This is a genomic window from Streptomyces sp. NPDC111744 (assembly GCF_055634995.1).
On the sequence record NZ_JBVKCG010000004.1, the window covers coordinates 196,769 to 217,885 of the forward strand.

The 21,117-nt window shown below is 68.1% G+C and carries 16 protein-coding genes; 9 read left to right on the forward strand and 7 right to left on the reverse strand.

Annotated features, from left to right (window positions below):
• Positions 1 to 291 precede the first annotated feature (291 nt).
• Positions 292 to 1,629, forward strand: coding sequence for an MATE family efflux transporter (locus ACZ7OO_RS11105; RefSeq protein WP_471503716.1), 1,338 nt, complete (start codon positions 292 to 294; stop codon positions 1,627 to 1,629).
• Between the two features lie 180 nt (positions 1,630 to 1,809).
• Here ACZ7OO_RS11105 and rplI read toward each other — a convergent pair whose 3' ends face one another.
• The 4 genes from rplI to rpsF form a co-directional block, all read right to left on the reverse strand.
• Positions 1,810 to 2,256 (reverse strand): 50S ribosomal protein L9, encoded by a 447-nt coding sequence (gene rplI / locus ACZ7OO_RS11110; RefSeq protein ID WP_352221362.1) that lies wholly within the window; start codon positions 2,254 to 2,256, stop codon positions 1,810 to 1,812.
• 18 nt (positions 2,257 to 2,274) lie between these two features.
• On the reverse strand, positions 2,275 to 2,511 hold the full coding sequence (gene rpsR / locus ACZ7OO_RS11115; RefSeq protein ID WP_006381652.1) for a 30S ribosomal protein S18: 237 nt from the start codon (positions 2,509 to 2,511) through the stop codon (positions 2,275 to 2,277).
• 48 nt (positions 2,512 to 2,559) lie between these two features.
• Complete coding sequence (locus tag ACZ7OO_RS11120) at positions 2,560 to 3,153, reverse strand: single-stranded DNA-binding protein (RefSeq protein WP_471503718.1); 594 nt, start codon at positions 3,151 to 3,153, stop codon at positions 2,560 to 2,562.
• Between the two features lie 74 nt (positions 3,154 to 3,227).
• Entirely contained in the window at positions 3,228 to 3,518 is a 291-nt protein-coding gene (rpsF, locus tag ACZ7OO_RS11125; protein ID WP_005482942.1) for a 30S ribosomal protein S6, read from the reverse strand.
• Positions 3,519 to 3,783: 265 nt separating this feature from the next.
• Here rpsF and ACZ7OO_RS11130 point away from each other — a divergent pair, with 265 nt between their 5' ends.
• The 3 genes from ACZ7OO_RS11130 to ACZ7OO_RS11140 all read left to right on the forward strand — a co-directional run bounded on the left by ACZ7OO_RS11130 (position 3,784) and on the right by ACZ7OO_RS11140 (position 6,470).
• Positions 3,784 to 4,086 (forward strand): hypothetical protein, encoded by a 303-nt coding sequence (locus ACZ7OO_RS11130; protein WP_471503720.1) that lies wholly within the window; start codon positions 3,784 to 3,786, stop codon positions 4,084 to 4,086.
• Positions 4,087 to 4,250: 164 nt separating this feature from the next.
• Complete coding sequence (gene femX / locus ACZ7OO_RS11135; protein WP_360480837.1) at positions 4,251 to 5,372, forward strand: peptidoglycan bridge formation glycyltransferase FemX; 1,122 nt, start codon at positions 4,251 to 4,253, stop codon at positions 5,370 to 5,372.
• A gap of 66 nt (positions 5,373 to 5,438) precedes the next feature.
• On the forward strand, positions 5,439 to 6,470 hold the full coding sequence (locus ACZ7OO_RS11140; RefSeq protein WP_471503722.1) for an alanine racemase: 1,032 nt from the start codon (positions 5,439 to 5,441) through the stop codon (positions 6,468 to 6,470).
• 72 nt (positions 6,471 to 6,542) lie between these two features.
• Here ACZ7OO_RS11140 and ACZ7OO_RS11145 read toward each other — a convergent pair whose 3' ends face one another.
• Both ACZ7OO_RS11145 and ACZ7OO_RS11150 read right to left on the reverse strand, forming a co-directional pair.
• The gene (locus ACZ7OO_RS11145) at positions 6,543 to 8,042 is read right to left on the reverse strand and encodes a glycosyltransferase family 87 protein (protein WP_471503724.1); all 1,500 of its coding nucleotides are present in this window, start codon (positions 8,040 to 8,042) and stop codon (positions 6,543 to 6,545) included.
• Between the two features lie 131 nt (positions 8,043 to 8,173).
• Complete coding sequence (locus ACZ7OO_RS11150; RefSeq protein ID WP_471503726.1) at positions 8,174 to 10,816, reverse strand: transglycosylase domain-containing protein; 2,643 nt, start codon at positions 10,814 to 10,816, stop codon at positions 8,174 to 8,176.
• Between the two features lie 363 nt (positions 10,817 to 11,179).
• Between ACZ7OO_RS11150 and ACZ7OO_RS11155 the strand changes: the two genes are divergently transcribed.
• The 3 genes from ACZ7OO_RS11155 (at position 11,180) to ACZ7OO_RS11165 (ending at position 14,344) form a co-directional block, all read left to right on the forward strand.
• Positions 11,180 to 11,860, forward strand: coding sequence for a PadR family transcriptional regulator (locus ACZ7OO_RS11155; RefSeq protein ID WP_471503728.1), 681 nt, complete (start codon positions 11,180 to 11,182; stop codon positions 11,858 to 11,860).
• 43 nt (positions 11,861 to 11,903) lie between these two features.
• Positions 11,904 to 12,986 carry an inositol-3-phosphate synthase gene (locus ACZ7OO_RS11160; protein ID WP_471503730.1) on the forward strand — a complete coding sequence of 361 codons (1,083 nt, stop codon included), beginning with the start codon at positions 11,904 to 11,906 and terminating at the stop codon, positions 12,984 to 12,986.
• A gap of 95 nt (positions 12,987 to 13,081) precedes the next feature.
• A complete protein-coding gene (locus ACZ7OO_RS11165; RefSeq protein WP_471503731.1) occupies positions 13,082 to 14,344 on the forward strand; it encodes an MFS transporter in 1,263 nt (420 codons plus the stop codon).
• Between the two features lie 178 nt (positions 14,345 to 14,522).
• Here the strand turns inward: ACZ7OO_RS11165 and ACZ7OO_RS11170 are convergent, their stop codons facing one another.
• A complete protein-coding gene (locus ACZ7OO_RS11170; RefSeq protein WP_471503733.1) occupies positions 14,523 to 15,992 on the reverse strand; it encodes a CCA tRNA nucleotidyltransferase in 1,470 nt (489 codons plus the stop codon).
• Between the two features lie 288 nt (positions 15,993 to 16,280).
• On the opposite strand from ACZ7OO_RS11170, the gene ACZ7OO_RS11175 reads away from it, so the two are divergent.
• Both ACZ7OO_RS11175 and murJ read left to right on the forward strand, forming a co-directional pair.
• Complete coding sequence (locus ACZ7OO_RS11175) at positions 16,281 to 18,698, forward strand: DUF6049 family protein (RefSeq protein WP_471503735.1); 2,418 nt, start codon at positions 16,281 to 16,283, stop codon at positions 18,696 to 18,698.
• Positions 18,699 to 18,744: 46 nt separating this feature from the next.
• Positions 18,745 to 21,096 carry a murein biosynthesis integral membrane protein MurJ gene (gene murJ / locus ACZ7OO_RS11180; protein ID WP_471503736.1) on the forward strand — a complete coding sequence of 784 codons (2,352 nt, stop codon included), beginning with the start codon at positions 18,745 to 18,747 and terminating at the stop codon, positions 21,094 to 21,096.
• Positions 21,097 to 21,117 lie beyond the last annotated feature (21 nt).

The window sequence follows — 21,117 nt, forward strand, 5'->3', positions numbered from 1 at the left end:
GTCAGCCAATCTGGTTATCCACAGGCCATGTGGACGACGGCCCGTATGCTGTGGAGAACCTCCCAAAACCTGTGCACGACGCGGTGGACAGCCCTGTGAACAAGCCCTCGATCGCCCGCTATCACCGTCCCTGACCTGCACCTTTCCCATCCACCGGCTGTGCAGAAGAAAAACTTCTACGGTCGGATCAAGATCGCTTCGAACGATGCGCGAAAGCACAGGCCCCGCCAGCCTAGGTAAGGGCCAATATGCAATTGCATCTCTTACCTGTGGACGATTAGATTAGTGCCCATGTCCCAGGCTCCCCCGGTCCCCGAGGCCACCCGACGTCGGCACGACCGAGAGATCGTCGCACTGGCCGTCCCGGCCTTCGGCGCACTCGTCGCCGAGCCGCTTTTCGTCATGGCCGACAGCGCGATCGTCGGCCATCTCGGCACCGCACAACTCGCCGGTCTCGGGGTCGCCTCGGCACTCCTCACCACCGCCGTGAGCGTCTTCGTCTTTCTCGCCTACGCCACCACGGCGGCCGTCGCCCGCCGGGTCGGCTCCGGCGATCTCCAGGCGGCCATCCGTCAGGGCATGGACGGCATCTGGCTGGCGCTGCTGCTCGGTGCCGGCGTCATCGCCGTCGTTCTGCCCCTGGCACCCGGCATCGTGGACATCTTCGGGGCCTCGGCCACCGCGGCACCCTACGCGACGACCTACCTCAGGATCTCCTCACTCGGAATCCCAGCCATGCTGGTGGTGCTCGCCGCCACCGGCGTTCTGCGTGGCCTCCAGGACACCCGGACCCCCCTGTACGTCGCCGTCACGGGCTTTCTCGCCAACGCCGGGCTGAACGCCGGGCTTGTCTACGGCGCCGGACTTGGCATCGCAGGCTCCGCCTGGGGCACCGTCATCGCCCAGTGCGGGATGGCAGCGGTCTACCTGACCGTCGTCGTACGGGGAGCGCGCAGGCACGGCGCGTCCCTTCGCCCCGACACCGCCGGGATACGGGCCTCGGCACAGGCCGGCGCACCTCTGCTCGTCCGGACGCTCTCACTCAGGGCCGTCCTCATGATCGCCACGGCGATCGCGGCCCGGCTGGGCGATGCCGACATCGCCGCCCACCAGATCGTGCTGTCGCTGTGGAGTCTGCTGGCCTTCGCCCTGGACGCGATAGCGATCGCCGGGCAGGCGATCATCGGCCGCTATCTCGGCGCGGGTGACACTTCCGGCGCCCGTGAGGCCTGCCGGCGCATGGTCCAGTGGGGCATCGGCACCGGGGTCCTCTTGGGCCTGCTCGTGGTGGCCGCTCGGCCGCTCTTCCTCCCGCTGTTCACCAGTGACCCCTCCGTGAAAGACACCGCACTGCCCGCACTGCTCATCGTGGCGCTCTCCCAGCCGATCTCCGGCGTGGTCTTCGTCCTCGACGGCGTCCTCATGGGCGCCGGAGACGGGTTGTATCTCGCCGGGGCCATGGTCGTGACCCTCGCGGTCTTCACGCCGGTGGCGCTGTTGGTCCCCGCTCTCGGCGGTGGGCTCGCGGCGCTCTGGGGAGCCATGACCCTGATGATGGCCACGCGGATGCTGACCCTCTGGCTGCGTACCCGCTCGGGCCGCTGGATCGTGACGGGCGCAACGCGCTGACCGGCTCGACCCACCGACTGTTTCACGTGAAACGTGAAACACCGCGAGCCGCCACGTTTCACGCGAGCCGCCACGTTTCACGTGAAACACCCGCCGCCCCGGCCTATCGTCGGCAGGCCAAAGGGGCCGCACCCTCACGAGTACGGCCCCTTTCAGCTACTGCTCAAGCCGAGCACAGCGTCAGCCCGCGACGACCTCGATGTTGACCTTGGCGGCAACCTCGGGGTGCAGACGCACGAAGGTCTCGTGGGCGCCCAGCGTCTTGATCGGCGCGCCCAGCTCGATGCGGCGCTTGTCGACCTCGGGGCCACCGGAAGCCTTGATCGCCGAGGCGACGTCGGCCGGGGTGACGGAACCGAAGAGACGACCGGCGTCGCCGGAGCGGACGGCCAGACGGACCTTGACACCCTCGAGCTGGGCCTTCACGGAGTTCGCCTGCTCGATGGTCTGGATCTCGTGGATCTTGCGAGCACGACGGATCTGCTCGACGTCCTTCTCGCCACCCTTGGTCCATCGGATAGCGAACTTCCGCGGGATCAGGTAGTTGCGAGCGTAGCCGTCCTTGACGTCGACGACGTCGCCGGCGGCACCGAGGCCAGAGACCTCATGGGTGAGGATGATCTTCATATGTTGGTCACCCTTCCCTTATCGCGCGGTGGAGGTGTAGGGCAGCAGCGCCATCTCACGGCTGTTCTTGACGGCCGTGGCGACGTCACGCTGGTGCTGCGTGCAGTTGCCGGTCACGCGGCGGGCACGGATCTTGCCGCGGTCGGAAATGAACTTCCGCAGCATGTTCGTGTCCTTGTAGTCCACGTACTGGACCTTGTCCTTGCAGAAAGCGCAGACCTTCTTCTTAGGCTTGCGCACAGGCGGCTTCGCCATGGTGTTTCTCCTGTGTGATCAAGAAGTGGGGATGCGAGCCCGTTGCCCTTAGAAGGGGGGCTCGTCCGAGTAGCCGCCGCCACCGCCGCTGGTGCCGCCCGAGGCGCCGCCCCAACCGCCGCCACCCTGGTTGCCGCCGGCGGGAGCGCCGGAGGCCCAGGGGTCGTCGTTGGGAGCGCCGCCCTGCTGGCCGCCGCCGGAGCCACCGCCCCAGCCGCCGCCACCCTGGCCGCCACCGCCGCCGCTGTAACCGCCCTGGCCACCGCGGCCGCCACCACCGGCGGTCTTGGTGACCTTGGCCGTGGCGCTGCGCAGACTGGCGCCGACTTCCTCGACGTCCAGCTCGTAGACCGTGCGCTTGACACCCTCACGGTCCTCGTAGGACCGCTGCTTCAGCCGGCCCTGCACGATGACGCGCATGCCTCGCTGGAGCGACTCGGCGACGTTCTCCGCCGCCTGACGCCAGACCGAGCAGGTAAGGAAGAGGCTTTCGCCGTCCTTCCACTCGTTCGTCTGGCGGTCGAAGGTGCGGGGAGTGGACGCGACGCGGAACTTCGCGACCGCCGCACCGGACGGGGTGAAGCGCAGCTCGGGGTCATCGACAAGATTGCCGACGACCGTGATGACGGTCTCGCCTGCCATGGGGGAACCTCTCGGCGGGTTTGCTGCTGGCTGCTTGCTGCTACTCGAAGCCCGAGATCAGCTGAGCTGGGGGCTCAGTGGGTCTCGGGACGGAGGACCTTGGTCCGGAGGACCGACTCGTTCAGGTTCATCTGGCGGTCGAGCTCCTTCACGACCGCAGGCTCGGCCTGCAGGTCGATGACCGAGTAGATGCCCTCAGGCTTCTTCTTGATCTCGTACGAGAGACGACGACGGCCCCAGGTGTCGACCTTCTCCACCTTGCCGTTGCCCTCACGGACGACGGAGAGGAAGTTCTCGATCAGGGGGGCGACAGCGCGCTCCTCCAGATCGGGGTCGAGGATGACCATCACCTCGTAGTGACGCATGTGGAACCCACCTCCTTTGGACTCAGCGGCCACGGTCGTTCCGTGGCAGGAGGGTTGTGATGCGTGCGCAACGGTATCGGCCGCCACTGACATACGGGGGGCTTCCCTCGGGATCCCCGGCCGCGGGCCTGGGCAGACACCGGTGCAGACGGTACAGACTACCCGCACACCTGCTTCCGGTTGAAATCCGGCCGCCAGGGCCCTCAATCTGTACACATCGGGTGTGTACGGCGCTACGATGCGCGTCTTCCGCAGGAGGTGCCCTATGGCACAGGCATTGCGACCCAACACCGCCGGATCCCTGTTCGCCAGCGACGGCAAGACCCATCCGCTTCAGGACTCGCTGATGGCAGTGACCCTGGCGCTCGGGCTGATCGCCTTCATCACGTCGTTCTTCCACAGCCTGCACCTGCTCAGCTCGTGGACCGGTCTGATCGGCATGTTCACCGGCCTGTACGGGCAGTGGGTCTCGATCACCACGCGCGAACGCTTCGGTCTGATCCTGGGTCTCGGTGCCTCGGGCATCGGATTCTTCATCGGTATGGCGCACGGCGGCCTGTTCGGGTAGACCTCGGACACCTCCACACCACCGCGAAACGCCCCGGCCGCACGGGAGCCGGGGCGTAGGTGGCCTACGCCCAGTCGGGCCGCGGGCGAGGCGCAGTAGGCTTCGGCGCGAGAGCCGGAGCCCCTGTACCCATGGGGACACACCAGCCCGAGGAGCGCCCCGACATGAGCCTGACCCTGAGGACCATCAGCCGCGAACAGCATCTGGCGTACATCCAGAGCCTGCCGGCGGCTAGCCACATGCAGGTCCCGGCCTGGGCCGATGTCAAGGCGGAGTGGCGTTCGGAGAACCTCGGCTGGTTCGACGACCGCACCGGCGAGATGGTCGGCGCGGGCCTGGTGCTGTACCGCCAGCTGCCCAAGATCAAGCGCTACCTCGCGTACCTCCCCGAGGGCCCGGTCATCAACTGGTTCGCGCCGAATCTCGACGAGTGGATCCAGCCGATGCTGGCCCACCTCAAGCAGCAGGGCGCGTTCTCCGTGAAGATGGGGCCGCCGGTGATCATCCGGCGCTGGGAAGCCAACTCCATCAAGGCCGGCATCCAGAACCCGGACGTGAAGCGGCTGCGCGACATCGAGGCCGACTTCATCGAGCCGCGTGCCTTCGAGGTGGCCGACAAGCTGCGCCGGATGGGCTGGCAGCAAGGCGAGGATGGCGGCGCCGGCTTCGGTGACGTGCAGCCGCGCTACGTCTACCAGGTGCCGCTGGCGAACCGTTCCCTGGAAGAGGTCCACAAGAACTTCAACCAGCTGTGGCGACGCAACATCAAGAAGGCCGAGAAGGCCGGCGTCGAGGTCGTCCAGGGCGGCTACCAGGACCTGGCGGAGTGGCAGCGGCTGTACGAGATCACGGCTGTGCGCGACCACTTCCGGCCGCGTCCGCTGTCGTACTTCCAGCGCATGTGGACGGCCCTCAACACCGAGGACCCCAACCGGATGCGGCTGTACTTCGCCCAGCACAACGGGGTGAACCTGTCCGCGGCGACCATGCTGATCGTCGGCGGGCACGTCTGGTACTCCTACGGCGCCTCGGACAACATCGGCCGCGAGGTGCGCCCGTCGAACGCCATGCAGTGGCGGATGCTGCGCGACGCCTACGCGCTCGGCGCCACCGTCTACGACCTGCGGGGCATCTCGGACTCGCTGGACGAGACGGATCACCTCTTCGGCCTGATCCAGTTCAAGGTGGGCACCGGTGGTCAGGCGGCCGAGTACCTCGGCGAGTGGGACTTCCCGCTGAACAAGCTGCTCCACAAGGCGCTCGACATCTACATGTCGCGCCGCTGACGTCACGCTCCGTGCTTCTATAGCCCTGACACACCCCAGCCATCCAGAAAGGTCCCAGGTCCGGCCATGGCGCTCACGCTCTACGTCGACACCGTGCGCTGGCGGGCGCACCACAAGCACGTGCAGGAGCAGTTCCCGGGCCTCGTCCCGGTCTGCAAGGGCAACGGCTACGGCTTCGGGCACGAACGGCTGGCTGAGGAGGCCACGCGTCTGGGCTCGGACATCCTGGCCGTCGGTACGACGTATGAAGCCGCGCGCATCAAGGACTGGTTCGGCGGCGATCTGCTGGTGCTGACGCCGTACCGGCGCGGCGAGGAGCCCGTGCCGCTGCCCGACCGGGTCCTCCGCTCCGTGTCGTCGATCGACGGCGTGTACGGCCTGGTGGGCGCGCGCGTGGTCATCGAGGTGATGTCCACGATGAAGCGGCACGGCATCAGCGAGCAGGACCTGCCGCAGCTGCACTCGGCCATAGAGAACGTCCGGCTTGAGGGCTTCGCCATCCACCTGCCGCTGGACCGCACCGACGGCTCGGACGCCGTCGAGGAGGTCATCGGCTGGATGGACCGGCTGCGCGCGGCCCGGCTGCCGCTGCACACGATGTTCGTCAGCCACCTCAAGGCCGACGAACTCGCACGGCTGCAGCAGCAGTTCCCGCAGACCCGGTTCCGGGCCCGGATCGGCACCCGGCTGTGGCTGGGGGACCACGACGCCACCGAGTACCGCGGGGCGGTCCTGGACGTCACCCGCGTCGCCAAGGGCGACCGGTTCGGCTACCGGCAGCAGAAGGCGGCCTCGGACGGCTATCTGGTGGTTGTGGCGGGCGGTACCTCGCACGGCGTGGGCCTGGAGGCCCCGAAAGCCCTGCACGGCGTCATGCCGCGCGCCAAGGGCGTCGCACGGGCCGGCCTGGCCACGGTGAACCGGAACCTTTCTCCGTTCGTCTGGGGCGGCAAGCAGCGCTGGTTCGCTGAGCCGCCGCACATGCAGGTGTCGATCCTCTTTGTGCCGTCCGACGCCCCGGAGCCGAAGGTGGGCGAGGAGCTGGTGGCCCATCTGCGGCACACCACCACCCAGTTCGACCGCATCGTGGACCGCTGACGCTCCCAGAACGCCGGACGGGCCGTACACGGAGTTCCGTGTACGGCCCTTTCCTTGACCTGGGGCGTTCGCTCAGAGCGAACTGTCCTCGGAGGAACGACTGCCCCACTCCACCTGCGGCCCCTCGAAGTGAGCGGCGTGGCGCGGGGGATGGGCGGCCGCGCCGACCACGAAGACGTCCTCCGCACCGTCCAGCACCCCGCCCGAGGGGTCGTCGTCACCGGAGCGGCGCACCACGTCCCGCTCGGGCATGAGGATGTCCCGTACGACCATCGCGCAGAGGTAGAGCGTGCCGAGCAGGTGCACGGCGATGGCCCAGTGGTAGCCGTGGGTCGGCAGGCCCTTGTGGGCGTCACCGCTGGTCGTGTACGCGAGGTACATCCAGATCCCCAGGAAGTACGCCACCTCGCACGCCTGCCAGATCAGGAAGTCCCGCCACTTGGGCCGGGCGAGCACAGCCAGCGGCACCAGCCACAGGACGTACTGCGGGGAGTAGACCTTGTTGGTGAGGATGAAGGCCGCCACGACCAGGAAGGCGAGCTGCGCGAAACGCGGCCGGCGCGGGGCGGTGAGGGCCAGAGCGGCGATACCCAGGAAGCAGAGAATCACCAGGGCCATCGCCGCGTTGTTCACGAAGCCGGTGCTGGGCGGGGTGGTCGTGTTCTGCGCCCAGATCAGCCAGAACGAGCCGAAGTCGACGCCCCGTTCCTGGCTGAACGTGTAGAACTTCGACCAGCCGTCGAAGGCGAAGATCATCACCGGCAGGTTCACAACGAGCCAGGCGACGACGGCACCGCCCGTGGCGACGAAGAACTCCCGCCATTTGCCCGCGCGCCAGCACAGCAGGAGCAGCGGCCCCAGCAGGAACACGGGATACAGTTTGGCGGCCGTAGCAAGCCCCAGGAGGACGCCGAAGGCGAGCGGACGGCTCCGGGACCACATCAGCATCGCCGCGGCCGTCAGAGCGACCGCCAGGAGGTCCCAGTTGATGGTGGCGGTCAGCGCGAAGGCGGGCGCGAGAGCGACCAGCAGGCCGTCCCAGGGGCGCCGGCGGTGCGTACGGACCACGCACACCGCGATGACGGCGGCGCAGATCATCAGCATCCCGGCATTGACGAACCAGTACACCTGCTCCTGGAGCTGGATGCTGCCACTGCCCGGTGTGAGCCATGCGGCCACCTCCATGAACACACCGGTCAGCACCGGATATTCGAGGTAGTCCATGTCACCGGGGAGCTTGTCGAAGTACGGCACCAGACCGTCGGCGAAGCCCCGCCCCTGGTAGAGGTGCGGAATGTCCGAGTAGCAGGCGTGGGTGTACTGGGAGCTCGCGCCGAAGAACCAGGCGCCGTTGTAGCAGGGCGCCTTCTGGATCAGGCCCAGCGCGAACATGCCGATCGCCACGAGGACCACGACCCGTAGCGGGGTCCACCAGGACGTCCCGAGCAGGGCACGCCGCCCGATAGGGCCGCCGAACAGCTCACTACCGGCCGCGGCGACCTTGTCTTCCCTGGTCGGCCGCACCGGCTCCGGCTCGCGCACGCCCGCGGGCGTCGTCTCTGCACTGGGCATGGGGCCCATCCTGCCGTACCTCTCTAGGAATACGCCGAGGGCCGCCGCACCTGGTCGGATGCGGCGGCCCATGTTTCACGTGAAACACACTTCGGCGGGCGAAATGGTCACCTACTGGTCAGACCGCGCGGCTAGCCGCTCGACCCACCGATGAGGTTTCCTCCGCCGTTGGCATTGCCTCTGGTGGTCCCGTCGGTGATTGTCGCCGTCGCCGACGGCGACGACGTCGTGCCTCCCGTGCTGCCCGAGTCGGTACCACCGTTGGTGGAACAGTTCCAGGCGAACTGGCAGGATTCGCTCGCGCTCGGCGACGGCGAGGTGGCCGTCTCGCTGGGCGTGGCGCTCGGCGTGGCGCTCGGCGTCTCGCTCGGAGTGATGCTGGGCGACGGCGTCGGAGACGGAGCGCCCGCCTCGTCGGCGATCTCACCGACCTTGGTGGCCTCGGGGAAGCCCAGGTCGTTGGTGTTCTTCAGCGCGGACTTCATGTACTCGGTCCACACCGAGGTCGGGATGTCACCACCGTGGATGGATGCCACGCCGGCGGTGCCGTTCATGGAGAGCAGCTGGGCGTCCTTCGGGTCCTCACGGAACATCGCCACCGAGGTCGCCAGCTGCTGGGTGTAGCCGACGAACCAGGCCGACTTGTTGCTGTCGGTGGTACCGGTTTTGCCCGCCGCCGTACGGCCCAAGGCCTTGGCGTTGGTACCCGTACCGTTCTGGATGACGTTCTCCAGGGTGTCCGTGACGTTGTTCGCGACGTCCTCGGGGATCGCCCTGGTCACCTTCGGCTTGCTGAAGCCGCTCACGTCCCGCCCGTCCTGCTTTACCTCGGTCACCGAGTACGGGTCCGCATGCTGGCCGGAGGCGGCGAAGGTCGCGTAGGCGTCGGCCATGCGGATAGCGCTCGGAGTCGACGTACCGAGGGCGAACGACGGGTTGAGAGTGGCGAAGCTGCTGTCCAGGATGCCGGACCGGCTGGCCACGTCCCTCACGTGCGACATCCCGACGTCCCAGCCGAGCTGCACGAACGGCGTGTTGATCGACTGCTCCATCGCCTTGCGGAGGGTGATGTAGCCCCAGGCGTGGTTGCTCTCGTTGTTCTGGAAGAACGTCGAGCCGTCCTTGTTCAGGACGTAGCTGCCGTCCTCGTTCATCACCTTGAGATGGTCGTTGCCGTTGTACTTGCTCAGTGGCGAGACACCTTGGCCGTCGGTCTTGTACGTGCCGTACTGCATGGCCGCGGCCAGCACGAACGGCTTCCACGTCGAACCGACAGGGACACCTGAGGTGTCGGCGTTGTTGGTGAAGTGGTTGTTCTCGTAGCCGGCGCCGCCGTACAGGGCGACGATCGCGCCGTCCTTGGGAACCACCGACGCCGCACCGAACTGGACGTTCTTGTCCTTGTCCCGGTTCTTCGGATCCAGACGCGCCTTCTGGACCTTCTGCACGGCCGCGCTCAACGCGTTGACCTTGTCCTTCTGGAAGGTCGTGTGGATCTGGAAGCCGCCCTGGTCGAACTGCGCCTCCGTGATGTTGGAATGCGCGAGGACGTACTTCTTGGCCGTGTCGGCGAGGTAGCTGATCTGGCCGGTCATCCCCTTGGTCGCCTTGCGGCCCTGGGGCATCGGGTACTTCTTGATGGCCTCCTGGTACTGGGCGTCCGTGAGGTGCTGGTCCTTGTGCATCTCCCCGAGGATCCAGCCCCAGCGGTCGTGCGAGCGCTTGTAGTTGGCGTCCTTGCTGGCCGCGGGGTCGATGTCCGGGTTGCCCGCGGGGTCGTAGTACGTGGCGCCCTTGAGCAGGGCCGTCAGGACCGCGCACTGGCTCGGCTTGAGGTCCTTGGCGTCCACGCCGTAGTAGGTCTGGGCGGCGGCCTGGATGCCGTACGCGCCACGGCCGAAGTACGAGGTGTTCAGGTAGCCCTGGAGAATCTCCGGCTTGGTGAGCTTGGTGCCCACCTTGATGGAGATGAACATTTCCTTGAACTTCCGCGAGACCGTCTGGTCCTGGCTGAGGTAGGTGTTCTTGACGAACTGCTGGGTGATCGTCGAACCACCCTGCGTCTGACCACCCCGGGCCATGTTGACCAGGGCGCGGGCGATACCCATGGGGTCGACGCCCGAGTCCGTGAAGAAGCTCTTGTTCTCGGCCGAGATCACCGCGTACTGCATTGCCTGGGGGATCTGGTCGATGGTGACGTTCTGTCGGTTGATGCCGGTGCCCGTCGCGACCATCTGCTTGCCGTCGGCCCAGTAATAGACGTTGTTCTGGGACTTGGCAGCGGTGTTCTCGTTCGGGACGCCCACCATGGCGTATCCGACGCCGACCAGTGCCACCAGGCTACCGAAGAAGGTGATGCACAGCCCGGAGACGAGCTTCCAGGAGGGGACCCAGCGGCGCCAGCCGAATCTGTTCGCCCTGGGGTAGTCGATGAGGCGCTTCTTGCCGGGCGCCGTCGACGCCCTGCCTCTGCCGCGCCCCGGCCCGGCAGGACCACCCGGACCGCGACTTCCGTTGTCGGCCGTTCTGCGGCGGCCTCCGGTGTTCCTCTGCGCCGCCCGGCGTGCCTCGGCTCGGCCGCCGTAGGGGCGCTCTTCACCCCCCGAGTCCTGGGAATCCGACCCGTAGGAACGGGACCCATAGGAGTCGGAAGGAGACCCGGTGGCGCCTCGCGGGGCCGCCCGGCGGCCGGAGGACGGGTCGGACTGGCCGCGTCGGGCCGCGGCACGTCCGCCTCCCTGCGGCTGCGGCGGTTTGCGACGGTGCTCGCTCATCGAACGATTACTCCTCGGGCAGGCGCACCCGTGCGCGCCTGGAAACGGCGGCTGGTTTCCGGTCCCCCCGAAGTACGGATGTGGTCGGTCCTGCATTCACCCGTACTGCACCGGGGACAGGGACGCCCCCCAGGCGTCACTTGGTTCCCGGTGGTGTGCATGCCGCACAGACTACGCACCACCAAAACCCGCCGAGCCCCGAAGTTCACCCCAAAACAGGCAAGTTGCTTACTACGAATCGGTGATGTGATCCCGTTCACCGTCACTCCTCTTGTCCCACCGGGATGGCCGATCTATCGTCGGGATGTATCGAGCCGATACATCAGAGCGAGATAAGCGAGTCAGAGACGAGAGGAGGCGACCTTGAGCCGACGGTCCGGCATCCTTGAGTTCGCCGTACTCGGCCTGCTCCGCGAATCCCCGAAGCACGGCTATGAGCTGCGGAAACGGCTCAACACGTCCCTGGGCGTCTTCCGGGCGTTCAGCTACGGGACGCTCTACCCCTGCCTCAAGACGCTGGTCGCCAACGGCTGGTTGATCGAGGAACCGGGGAACACCACCGAGGACGCCCTGGCCGCCCCGCTCTCCGGCCGCCGCGCCAAGATCGTCTACCGGTTGACGGCCGAAGGGAAGGAGCATTTCGAGGAGCTCCTCTCCCAGACCGGCCCCGACGCCTACGAGGACGAGCACTTCGCGGCAAGGTTCGCCTTCTTCGGGCAGACCTCGCGCGATGTGCGGATGCGCGTACTGGAGGGCCGCCGCAGCCGGCTGGAGGAGCGCCTGGAGAAGATGCGCGCCTCGCTGGCACGCACCCGGGAGCGCCTCGACGACTACACGCTTGAGCTCCAGCGCCACGGGATGGAGTCCGTGGAGCGCGAAGTGCGCTGGCTGAACGAGCTCATCGAGAGCGAGCGGGCCGGGCGGGACATGAAGAGTCCCGCTTCCGGGGGGACCGCTCAGCAGAACACCACCAATGGAGCGCCGGGCAACCTGCCCCGGTCCGGGGAGACCCGGCCGGATTTGCCCGACGACACCGCCACGTGAGACCCGCTCAGGGCCTCACTCGTACACACAGGGAGCAACCGGAATGGGTTCGGTGCGCGTAGCCATCGTCGGCGTGGGCAACTGTGCCGCGTCGCTGGTACAGGGAGTCGAGTACTACAAGGATGCCGATCCGGCATCCAAGGTCCCCGGCCTGATGCACGTCCAGTTCGGCGAATACCACGTCAAGGACGTCGAGTTCGTCGCCGCGTTCGACGTGGACGCCAAGAAGGTCGGTCTCGACCTGGCGGACGCCATCGGCGCCTCCGAGAACAACACGATCAAGATCTGCGACGTGCCGAGCACGGGCGTGACCGTCCAGCGCGGCCACACCCTCGACGGCCTCGGCAAGTACTACCGCGAGACCATCGAGGAGTCCGAGGCCGAGCCGGTCGACGTCGTCCAGACCCTCAAGGACAAGCAGGTCGACGTCCTCGTCTGCTACCTGCCCGTCGGCTCCGAGGACGCGGCGAAGTTCTACGCCCAGTGCGCCATCGACGCCAAGGTCGCCTTCGTCAACGCCCTCCCGGTCTTCATCGCCGGCACCAAGGAGTGGGCGGACAAGTTCACCGAGGCCGGTGTCCCGATCGTCGGTGACGACATCAAGTCGCAGGTCGGCGCCACCATCACGCACCGCGTCATGGCGAAGCTGTTCGAGGACCGGGGTGTCGTCCTGGACCGCACGATGCAGCTGAACGTCGGCGGCAACATGGACTTCAAGAACATGCTCGAGCGCGAGCGCCTGGAATCCAAGAAGATCTCCAAGACGCAGGCCGTCACCTCCCAGATCCCCGACCGGGACCTCGGCGCGAAGAACGTGCACATCGGCCCGTCCGACTACGTGCAGTGGCTCGACGACCGCAAGTGGGCCTACGTCCGCCTGGAGGGCCGTGCCTTCGGTGACGTCCCGCTGAACCTGGAGTACAAGCTCGAGGTCTGGGACTCCCCGAACTCCGCGGGTGTCATCATCGACGCCCTGCGCGCCGCGAAGATCGCCAAGGACCGCGGTATCGGCGGCCCGATCCTCTCCGCGTCGAGCTACTTCATGAAGTCCCCGCCGGTCCAGTACTTCGACGACGAGGCCCGCGAGAACGTGGAGAAGTTCATCCGCGGCGACGTCGAGCGCTGACGTCCCGTCGCTCGCAAAAAACGCTCCTGCCAGGGCTGTGAGAGTCCCCGGGTCCCCCGACCCGGGGACTTTCCCCATGTGTGAGGCTGTGCCCCATGCCCGTCGTCCGCGACCTGCGTGTCCTGCTGCACCTGCGGGACTTCCGCCGCCTGCTCGCCCTCCGCCTGCTTTCCCAGGGGGCCGACGGCGTCTACCAGGTCGCGCTCGCCGCCTACGTCGTCTTCTCCCCGGAGAAGCAGACTTCACCGGCCGCGATCGCCTCGGCCATGGCGGTCCTGCTCCTCCCGTACTCCCTCGTGGGCCCCTTCGCCGGAGTCCTGTTGGACCGCTGGCGCCGCCGCCAGGTCTTCCTCTACGGCAATCTGCTGCGCGCGCTGCTGGCCGCGGTCACCGCCGGCCTGATGGCCGGCCATGTCCCCGACTGGCTCTTCTACGTCTCCGCCCTGTGTGTCACGGCCGTCAACCGCTTCGTCCTTTCGGGACTGTCCGCCTCCCTCCCGCGCGTGGTCGACACCGACCGTCTGGTGCTGGCCAACTCCCTGTCCCCGACCGCCGGGACCCTCGCCGCGACCGCCGGCGGCGGACTCGCCTTCGCCGTACGGCTGCTGGCCTCGGACTCCGATGCCGCGGTCGTGCTGCTGGGTGCAGCGCTGTACCTGTCCGCGGCCCTCACCTCGCTGACCATGGCCCCCGGACTCCTCGGCCCGGACCGGCATCCGGCACAGCCGAGCCTGGGAACGGCTGTGCTCACCACCGCACGCGACCTCCTGGAGGCGATACGGCACCTCGCGGCGCCCCGGCGCCGCGAGGCGGCCTGGGCGCTGCTCACCATGACGGTGATGCGCTTCTGCTACGGCGCCCTGCTCGTCCTGGTGCTGATGCTGTGCCGCTACGCCCTCTCCTCCGACCCGGACGACGGGCTCGGACTGCTGGGGCTGGCATTGGGGATCTCCGGCGCGGGTTTCTTCGCGGCGGCCGTGGTGACTCCGTGGACCACGGGGCAGCTCGGCCCCGGGCGCTGGATCATCGTGTGCGCCGCGTCCGCCGCCATACTGGCGCCCGCTCTGGGCCTCCCGTTCACAACGGTCCCGATGCTCGTCGCAGCCTTCATCCTGGGACTCATCACTCAGGGCGCGAAGATCGCCACGGACACCATCGTCCAGTCGTCCGTCGATGACGGATTCCGCGGCCGGATCTTCTCCGTGTACGACGTGCTCTTCAACGTCGCCTTCGTAGGGGCCGCCGGTGTCGCCGCCCTGATGCTCCCACCAGACGGTCGCTCCGCGCCTCTCGTCATCACGGTCGCCTTCATCTACGCGGTGGTTGCGGCGGCCATGGCCCGCTTTGAATGCCGCTGAGCACGGGGCCGGACCTCAAGCGGCAGCGACACGTTTCCCGTTCTGCGTGAAGGGCTGCTTGAAGGACCGCTTGAAGTAAGGAAGCAGCGGAAAGGGGCGATGTTTCACGTGAAACATAGCCCCTTGTTGTATCCCGGGCCGGGTCATGTTTCACGTGAAACATGACCCGCTCCCGCACTCAGCCCTGCTCGGCCCACCACTCCCTGAGCGCGGCCACCGCAGCGTCGTGCCCCATCGGCCCGTTCTCCAGCCGGAGCTCCAGCATGTGCTTGTAGGCCTTGCCGACCTCCGGGCCGGGCCGGATTCCCAGAATCTTCATGATCTGGTTGCCGTCGAGGTCCGGGCGGATCGCGTCGAGCTCCTCCCGTTCCTGAAGGTCGGCGATGCGCTCCTCCAGGCCGTCGTAGGCACGGGAGAGCGCCACTGCCTTCCGCTTGTTGCGGGTGGTGCAGTCGGATCGGGTCAGCTTGTGGAGACGGTCGAGCAGGGGGCCGGCGTCACGGACGTAGCGGCGGACCGCCGAGTCCGTCCACTCCCCGGTGCCGTAGCCGTGGAAGCGCAGATGGAGTTCGACCAGACGTGAGACGTCCTTCACCAGTTCGTTGGAGTACTTCAAGGCCGTCATGCGCTTCTTGGTCATTTTCGCGCCGACGACCTCGTGGTGGTGGAAGGAGACCCGGCCGTCCTTCTCGAAGCGACGGGTGCGCGGCTTGCCGATATCGTGCAGCAACGCGGCGAGGCGAAGGGTGAGGTCGGGTCCGTCCTCCTCCAGCTCCATGGCCTGCTCCAGGACGATCAGCGTGTGGTCGTAGACGTCCTTGTGCCGGTGGTGCTCGTCGCTCTCCAGGCGCAGGGCGGGAAGCTCGGGCAGGACGTGGTCGGCGAGGCCGGTGTCGACGAGCAGCGTCAGTCCCTTGCGAGGGTGGGCGGAGAGGATCAGCTTGTTCAGCTCGTCCCGGACCCGCTCGGCCGAGACGATCTCCAGACGTCCGGCCATGTCCTTCATCGCGGCGACGACCTCGGGGGCCACCTCGAAGTCGAGCTGGGCGGCGAAGCGGGCGGCGCGCATCATCCGCAGCGGGTCGTCGGAGAAGGAGTCCTCGGGCGTCCCCGGGGTGCGCAGCACCCGAGCCGTCAAGTCTTCCAGCCCGCCGTGCGGGTCGATGAACTCCTTCTCCGGCAGTGCCACCGCCATGGCGTTGACCGTGAAGTCACGCCGGACGAGGTCCTCCTCGATGGAGTCGCCGTACGACACCTCGGGCTTGCGTGAGGTGCGGTCGTACGCCTCGGACCGGTAGGTCGTGACCTCGATCTGGAAGGGTCTGACAGCGTCTCCGACGCGGGCGTCCTTCTGTACCCCAACCGTGCCGAAAGCGATACCGACCTCCCAGACGGCGTCCGCCCAGGGCCGGACGATCTTCAGTACGTCCTCGGGGCGGGCATCGGTGGTGAAGTCCAGGTCGTTGCCGAGCCGGCCCAGCAACGCGTCGCGGACCGAGCCGCCGACCAGGGCAAGGGAGAACCCGGCCTCCTGGAATCGGCGGGCGAGGTCGTCGGCGACGGGCGCCACCCGCAGCAGTTCGCTCACCGCGCGCTGCTGCGCCTGGCTCAGGGCAGAGGGAGAAATGTCTTCATTGGCGTTCGGCACAACAGAACAGGGTACGTGCCCCGAGCGGCTCGAAGCGCCTCCATATTCCCGCAGCGACCCACACAAGGACTCCATATAAGGGGCGTGGGACAGCTCACTCCATACCCGCACAAGCGCAGCCCTCGTCGCTTACATGAGTCTCCTGACGATACTGGATATAGGGGACAGGTCGTTCTCCGGCCCTGATCTTGTGGGGCGGACCGCGGCACTTCCGCTCAGCGCGCCTCGTTACCATGCGTGGACGCACATTCCGACGACCACTGACGATGACGAGGGACGGACGAGCGCGTGGCCGAGGCGGCAGACTTCCAGGGGACGCCCTCACCTGCCCGTCGCTGGCTGCGGCGCACCGGGGCACTGATCGCGGGTGCGCCTCTGCTGGCCGCACTGGTGCAGCTGCCTGCCGCGGTAACGGCGCAGGCGGCCGACTCGGACACGGTGTCCGTCGCCCTGGACTCGCTCAGCCCCAGCGCCCCCAGCGACGGGGACACGCTGACGGTTTCCGGCACGCTGACCAACAACGGCAAGCAGGCCGTCACAGGCGCCCATGTGGACCTGCGCGTCGGCTCTCAGCTCAGCACGCGCTCCGGGATCGACTCTGCCGCCCGGCACCCCGACGACCTCCAGTCGAGCCTCGGCACCGCGGTCGGCGGCAAGTACACCGAGGACTTCGACTCGCTCCCCCCGGGGGTCGCCGAGCACTTCAGCATCTCCGTGCCGGTCGACAAGCTCGATCTCGGCCAGGACGGCGTGTACCCCTTCGCTGTCTCGCTGTCCGGCCAGACGTCCGCGCAGCCGTGGGACCAGGTGCTCGGCATCCAGCGGACGTTCCTGCCGTGGCAGTCCTCCGAGGCCGGTACAAGGACCAGGACGACGTTTCTGTGGCCACTGATCTCCACTGTCCATGTGACGGCGAAGACAGGCGCGGGCGAGCTGCAGACGCCGGTCTTCCTCAATGACGACCTCGCCAAGGAGATCTCGCCCGGCGGCCGGCTGGCGCAGATGCTGGCGCTCGGCAAGGACCTGGACGTCACCTGGGTGATCGACCCGGACCTGCTGGCCTCCGTGGACGCGATGACCCGCAGCTACCGGATCCAGGGCGCCGGCGACAGCACCACGGCCGGCACTCATCAGGCGGTGGCCAAGCAGTTCCTGGCCGACCTTCAGGGCGCGGTGGCGGACAAGGAGGTCGTGGCCCTTCCCTTCGCCGACCCGGACCTGGCCTCCCTCGCCCACAACGGCACCAGCGTGACCGGCTCGCTGAGTCACCTCAAGGACGCCACCGACGTCGCCGCCACCACGGTGGAGACTGTGCTCCATGTCACACCGGGCACGGACTTCGCCTGGCCCGTGAACGGCGCCGTCGACCCGTCGATCATCAAGGTCGCCACCTCGGCGGGCGCCGACAAGGTGATTGCCCGTAGCGACAGCCTCCAGGAGACGGGCGGGCTGTCCTACACGCCTTCGGCGGCGCGTCCGATCGGTGGCGGCACGACGGCGGTGGTCGCGGACGCGCGACTGTCCACGGTGTTCCAGGGCGATCTGACGAAGGCCGACGCGGCCACCCTTGCGGTGCAGCGGTTTCTGGCCCAGAGCCTGGCGCTGAACACCCAGACCGACAAGGAACGCAGTATCGTCGTCGCCCCGCAGCGGATGCCGTCGGCGAGTCAGGCGCAGGCGATGGCGACGGCGATCACCGCCTTGCAGGACGGCAACTGGTCGCAGTCCCAGGACCTCGCGGCGGCGGCGAAGGACAAGCCCGACCCCGGCGCGACCACGAAGATCCCCTCGTCGTCCGCCTACCCTTCCTCGCTGCGCAAGCAGGAGCTGCCCCGGACGGCCTTCGAGCAGATCGCCCGCACCCAGGACAAGCTCGACAACTTCCAGGTGATCCTCACCAACCAGTCCCGGGTCGTGACCCCCTTCGGGCGGGCCATAAACCGTGAGATGTCCACGTCGTGGCGGGGCGGTGGCAGCGAGGCCGACAGCTTCCGCACGAGCGTGGAGTCCTGGCTCGACAGCCTCATCGACCAGGTCAAGCTGATCGACAAGTCCGAGACCAAGCTCTCCGGCCGCAGTGCCACCATCCCGGTGACCGTCCAGAACAACCTGGTCCAGGGCGTCGACCACCTCGTCCTGCGGCTCACCTCGACCATGCCGACCCGACTGGAGATCGGCGGCAAGGCCTACTACGAGCAGCCGGTGGCGGTCTCCGGCGGCCACACCCAGTCCGTGAAGTTCTCCACGTCGGCCAACGCCAACGGCCGGGTGGCGGTCATCGCCCAGCTCTACACCGAGGACGGCCAGGAGTACGGCGCTCCGGTCCAGTTCGACGTGAAGGTGACCGAGGTTACGCCCACGGTGATGCTGGTCATCGGCGGCGGTGTGCTGCTGCTGGTGCTCGCCGGGTTCCGGATGTACACCCAGCGCAAGCGGGCGGCCGCCCGCCGGGCCGAGGAGGCCGACGGCCCCGACGAGGCGGGCGAGGACACCCCGGAGACTCCGCAGACCCCGGAGACCCTGGAGACCAAGGGTCCCGAGGACACCGGCCGGCCGGGCAACTCCGACCCTCGTAAGGGTCGTCTCCAGGAAGAGTCCGAGGCCCGCTCCGGGGCAGACGGCCCGGAGCAGCCGAGTGACCCGACACCGGACACCGCACCGGAAAGCGCCGACCCGTCCGGGACGGGTGAGAGAGTGGACCGTTGAGCGATGTCGTGGCCGGTGTGGCCCGGGACGATGAGGTGGGGTAACCATGAACGCGCCGTACGACGGTGAACGCGGCCAGGGCGCGGCCGGTTCGGGCTACCCCGAGCCGCCGCCGGAGGCCGGCCAGGTCCCGCCGCAGCACGCGGCTGACATGTACCTCCAGGACGCCTACGACCAGGACCCCTACCGGGCCCAGGACCTCTCCGCCCAGGACCCGGTCGCCGAGGCCCTCTACGACCGCGCCGCGCACCCCCCGCCGCCCCCCGGCATGTACCCACAGCAGCCGCTGTACGGCCAGCCCCCACAGTCGCCGTACGCCCCCGACCCGCACGTGTGGGCCCAGACCCCGGCGCCGGAGCCGGAGGGACCTACCCAGTACCTGCCCTACGGCGACAACCCGCGCACGACCCAGTTCGTGGGCGTGGACGATCTGGTCACGCACTCCGGTGAGGAGCGCCACGAGCCGGACGCTTTCGCGCACCTGTTCCGGGACCAGCAGCAGGGCGGCGGCAACCCGCAGACGGACCCCCGGTCCGTCCCGAGCCCCGCGGGCCAGTACCCGCCCCCCGCCGGCCAGTACCCACCGCCCTCGGGTCAGTACCCGCCGACGCCACAGGTCCCCTCCGCACAGAACCAGTACGCGGCTCCCCAGTACCCGGCTCCCCAGTTCCCGCAGGCCCCGTCCACAGCCGAGGCCCCCGTCGCAGAACCAGTGCCCGCCGCTCCGGCGGCACCCGCAGCGCCCTCGGCCCCCGCGGCCAAGAAGGGCGGGCGCGCCTCCGGGCTGCTGAAGTCCAGCGCCGTGATGGCGGCGGGCACGATGGTCTCCCGTCTCACGGGTTTCGTCCGCTCCGCGCTGATCGTCTCCGCGCTGGGCGTGGGTCTGCTCGGTGACACGTTCCAGGTCGCCTACCAGTTGCCGACAATGATCTACATCCTGACCGTCGGCGGTGGACTCAACTCCGTCTTCGTGCCACAGCTGGTGCGGGCCATGAAGGAGGACGAGGACGGCGGCGAGGCGTTCGCGAACCGCCTGCTGACCCTCGTGATGGTGGCGCTGGGCCTGCTCACCGCGGCCACGATCGCGGCCGCGCCCTTCCTGATCCGCCTGCTGTCCAACTCGGTCGCCAGCGACCCGGCGGCCAACGACGTCGCCATCACCTTCGTCCGCTACTTCTTGCCCTCGATCTTCTTCATGGGCATCCACGTGGTGATGGGTCAGATCCTCAACGCTCGGGGCAAGTTCGGCGCGATGATGTGGACCCCGGTCCTCAACAACATCGTCATCATCGTCACCCTCGGACTGTTCATCTGGGTGTACGGCACCGCCGCGCACTCCGGCATGAAGGTCACCAGCATCCCGCCGGAGGGCCAGCGGCTGCTCGGCCTCGGCGTGCTCCTCGGTCTCGTGGTCCAGGCCCTGGCGATGATCCCCTACCTGCGTGAGACCGGCTTCCGGCTGCGGCTGCGCTTCGACTGGAGGGGCCACGGCCTCGGCAAGGCCGCCACCCTCGCCAAGTGGACCGTGCTCTTCGTCCTCGCCAACCAGGCGGGCGCGCTCGTCGTTTCCCAGCTGTCGACCTCGGCCGGCAAGAAATCCCCCGTCGACGGCACCGGCTTCGCCGCCTACGCCAACGCCCAGCTGATCTGGGGCCTGCCGCAGGCCATCATCACGGTCTCCCTGATGGCGGCCCTGCTGCCGCGGATCTCCCGCTCGGCCGCCGAGAACGACACCGGCGCCGTCCGCGACGACATCTCCCAGGGCCTGCGGACGACCGCCGTGGCGATCGTGCCCATCGCCTTCGGCTTCGTGGCACTCGGCATCCCGATGTGCACCCTGATCTTCGGCTCCTCGGGCACCAGCGAGGCCACCAACATGGGGTTCATGCTGATGGCCTTCGGCCTCGGCCTGATCCCCTACTCGGTGCAGTACGTCGTCCTGCGCGCGTTCTACGCCTACGAAGACACCCGCACCCCGTTCTACAACACGGTCATCGTCGCCGCGGTCAACGCCGGCGCCTCGGTCACCTGTTATGTCCTGCTCCCGGCCCGCTGGGCGGTGGCCGGTATGGCAGTCTCCTACGGCCTCGCCTACGCGATCGGCGTGGGTGTCGCCTGGAAGCGGCTGCGCAAGCGGCTCGGCGGCGACCTGGACGGCTCCCAGGTCACCCGCACCTACGCGCGGCTGTGCATCGCCTCCGTACCGGCGGCTCTGCTCAGCGGTGCGGCCTGCTACGGCATCGGCCACACTCTGGGGCAGGGCGTGATCGGTTCCCTCGCCGCGCTGCTGGCCGGCGGAGCGGTACTGCTCGTCGTCTTCTATGTCGGCGCGCGCCGCATGCGGATCGAGGAGCTCAACTCCCTCGTGGGTATGGTGCGCGGGCGTCTGGGGCGCTGAGGCGGGGGTAAGCGCACAACC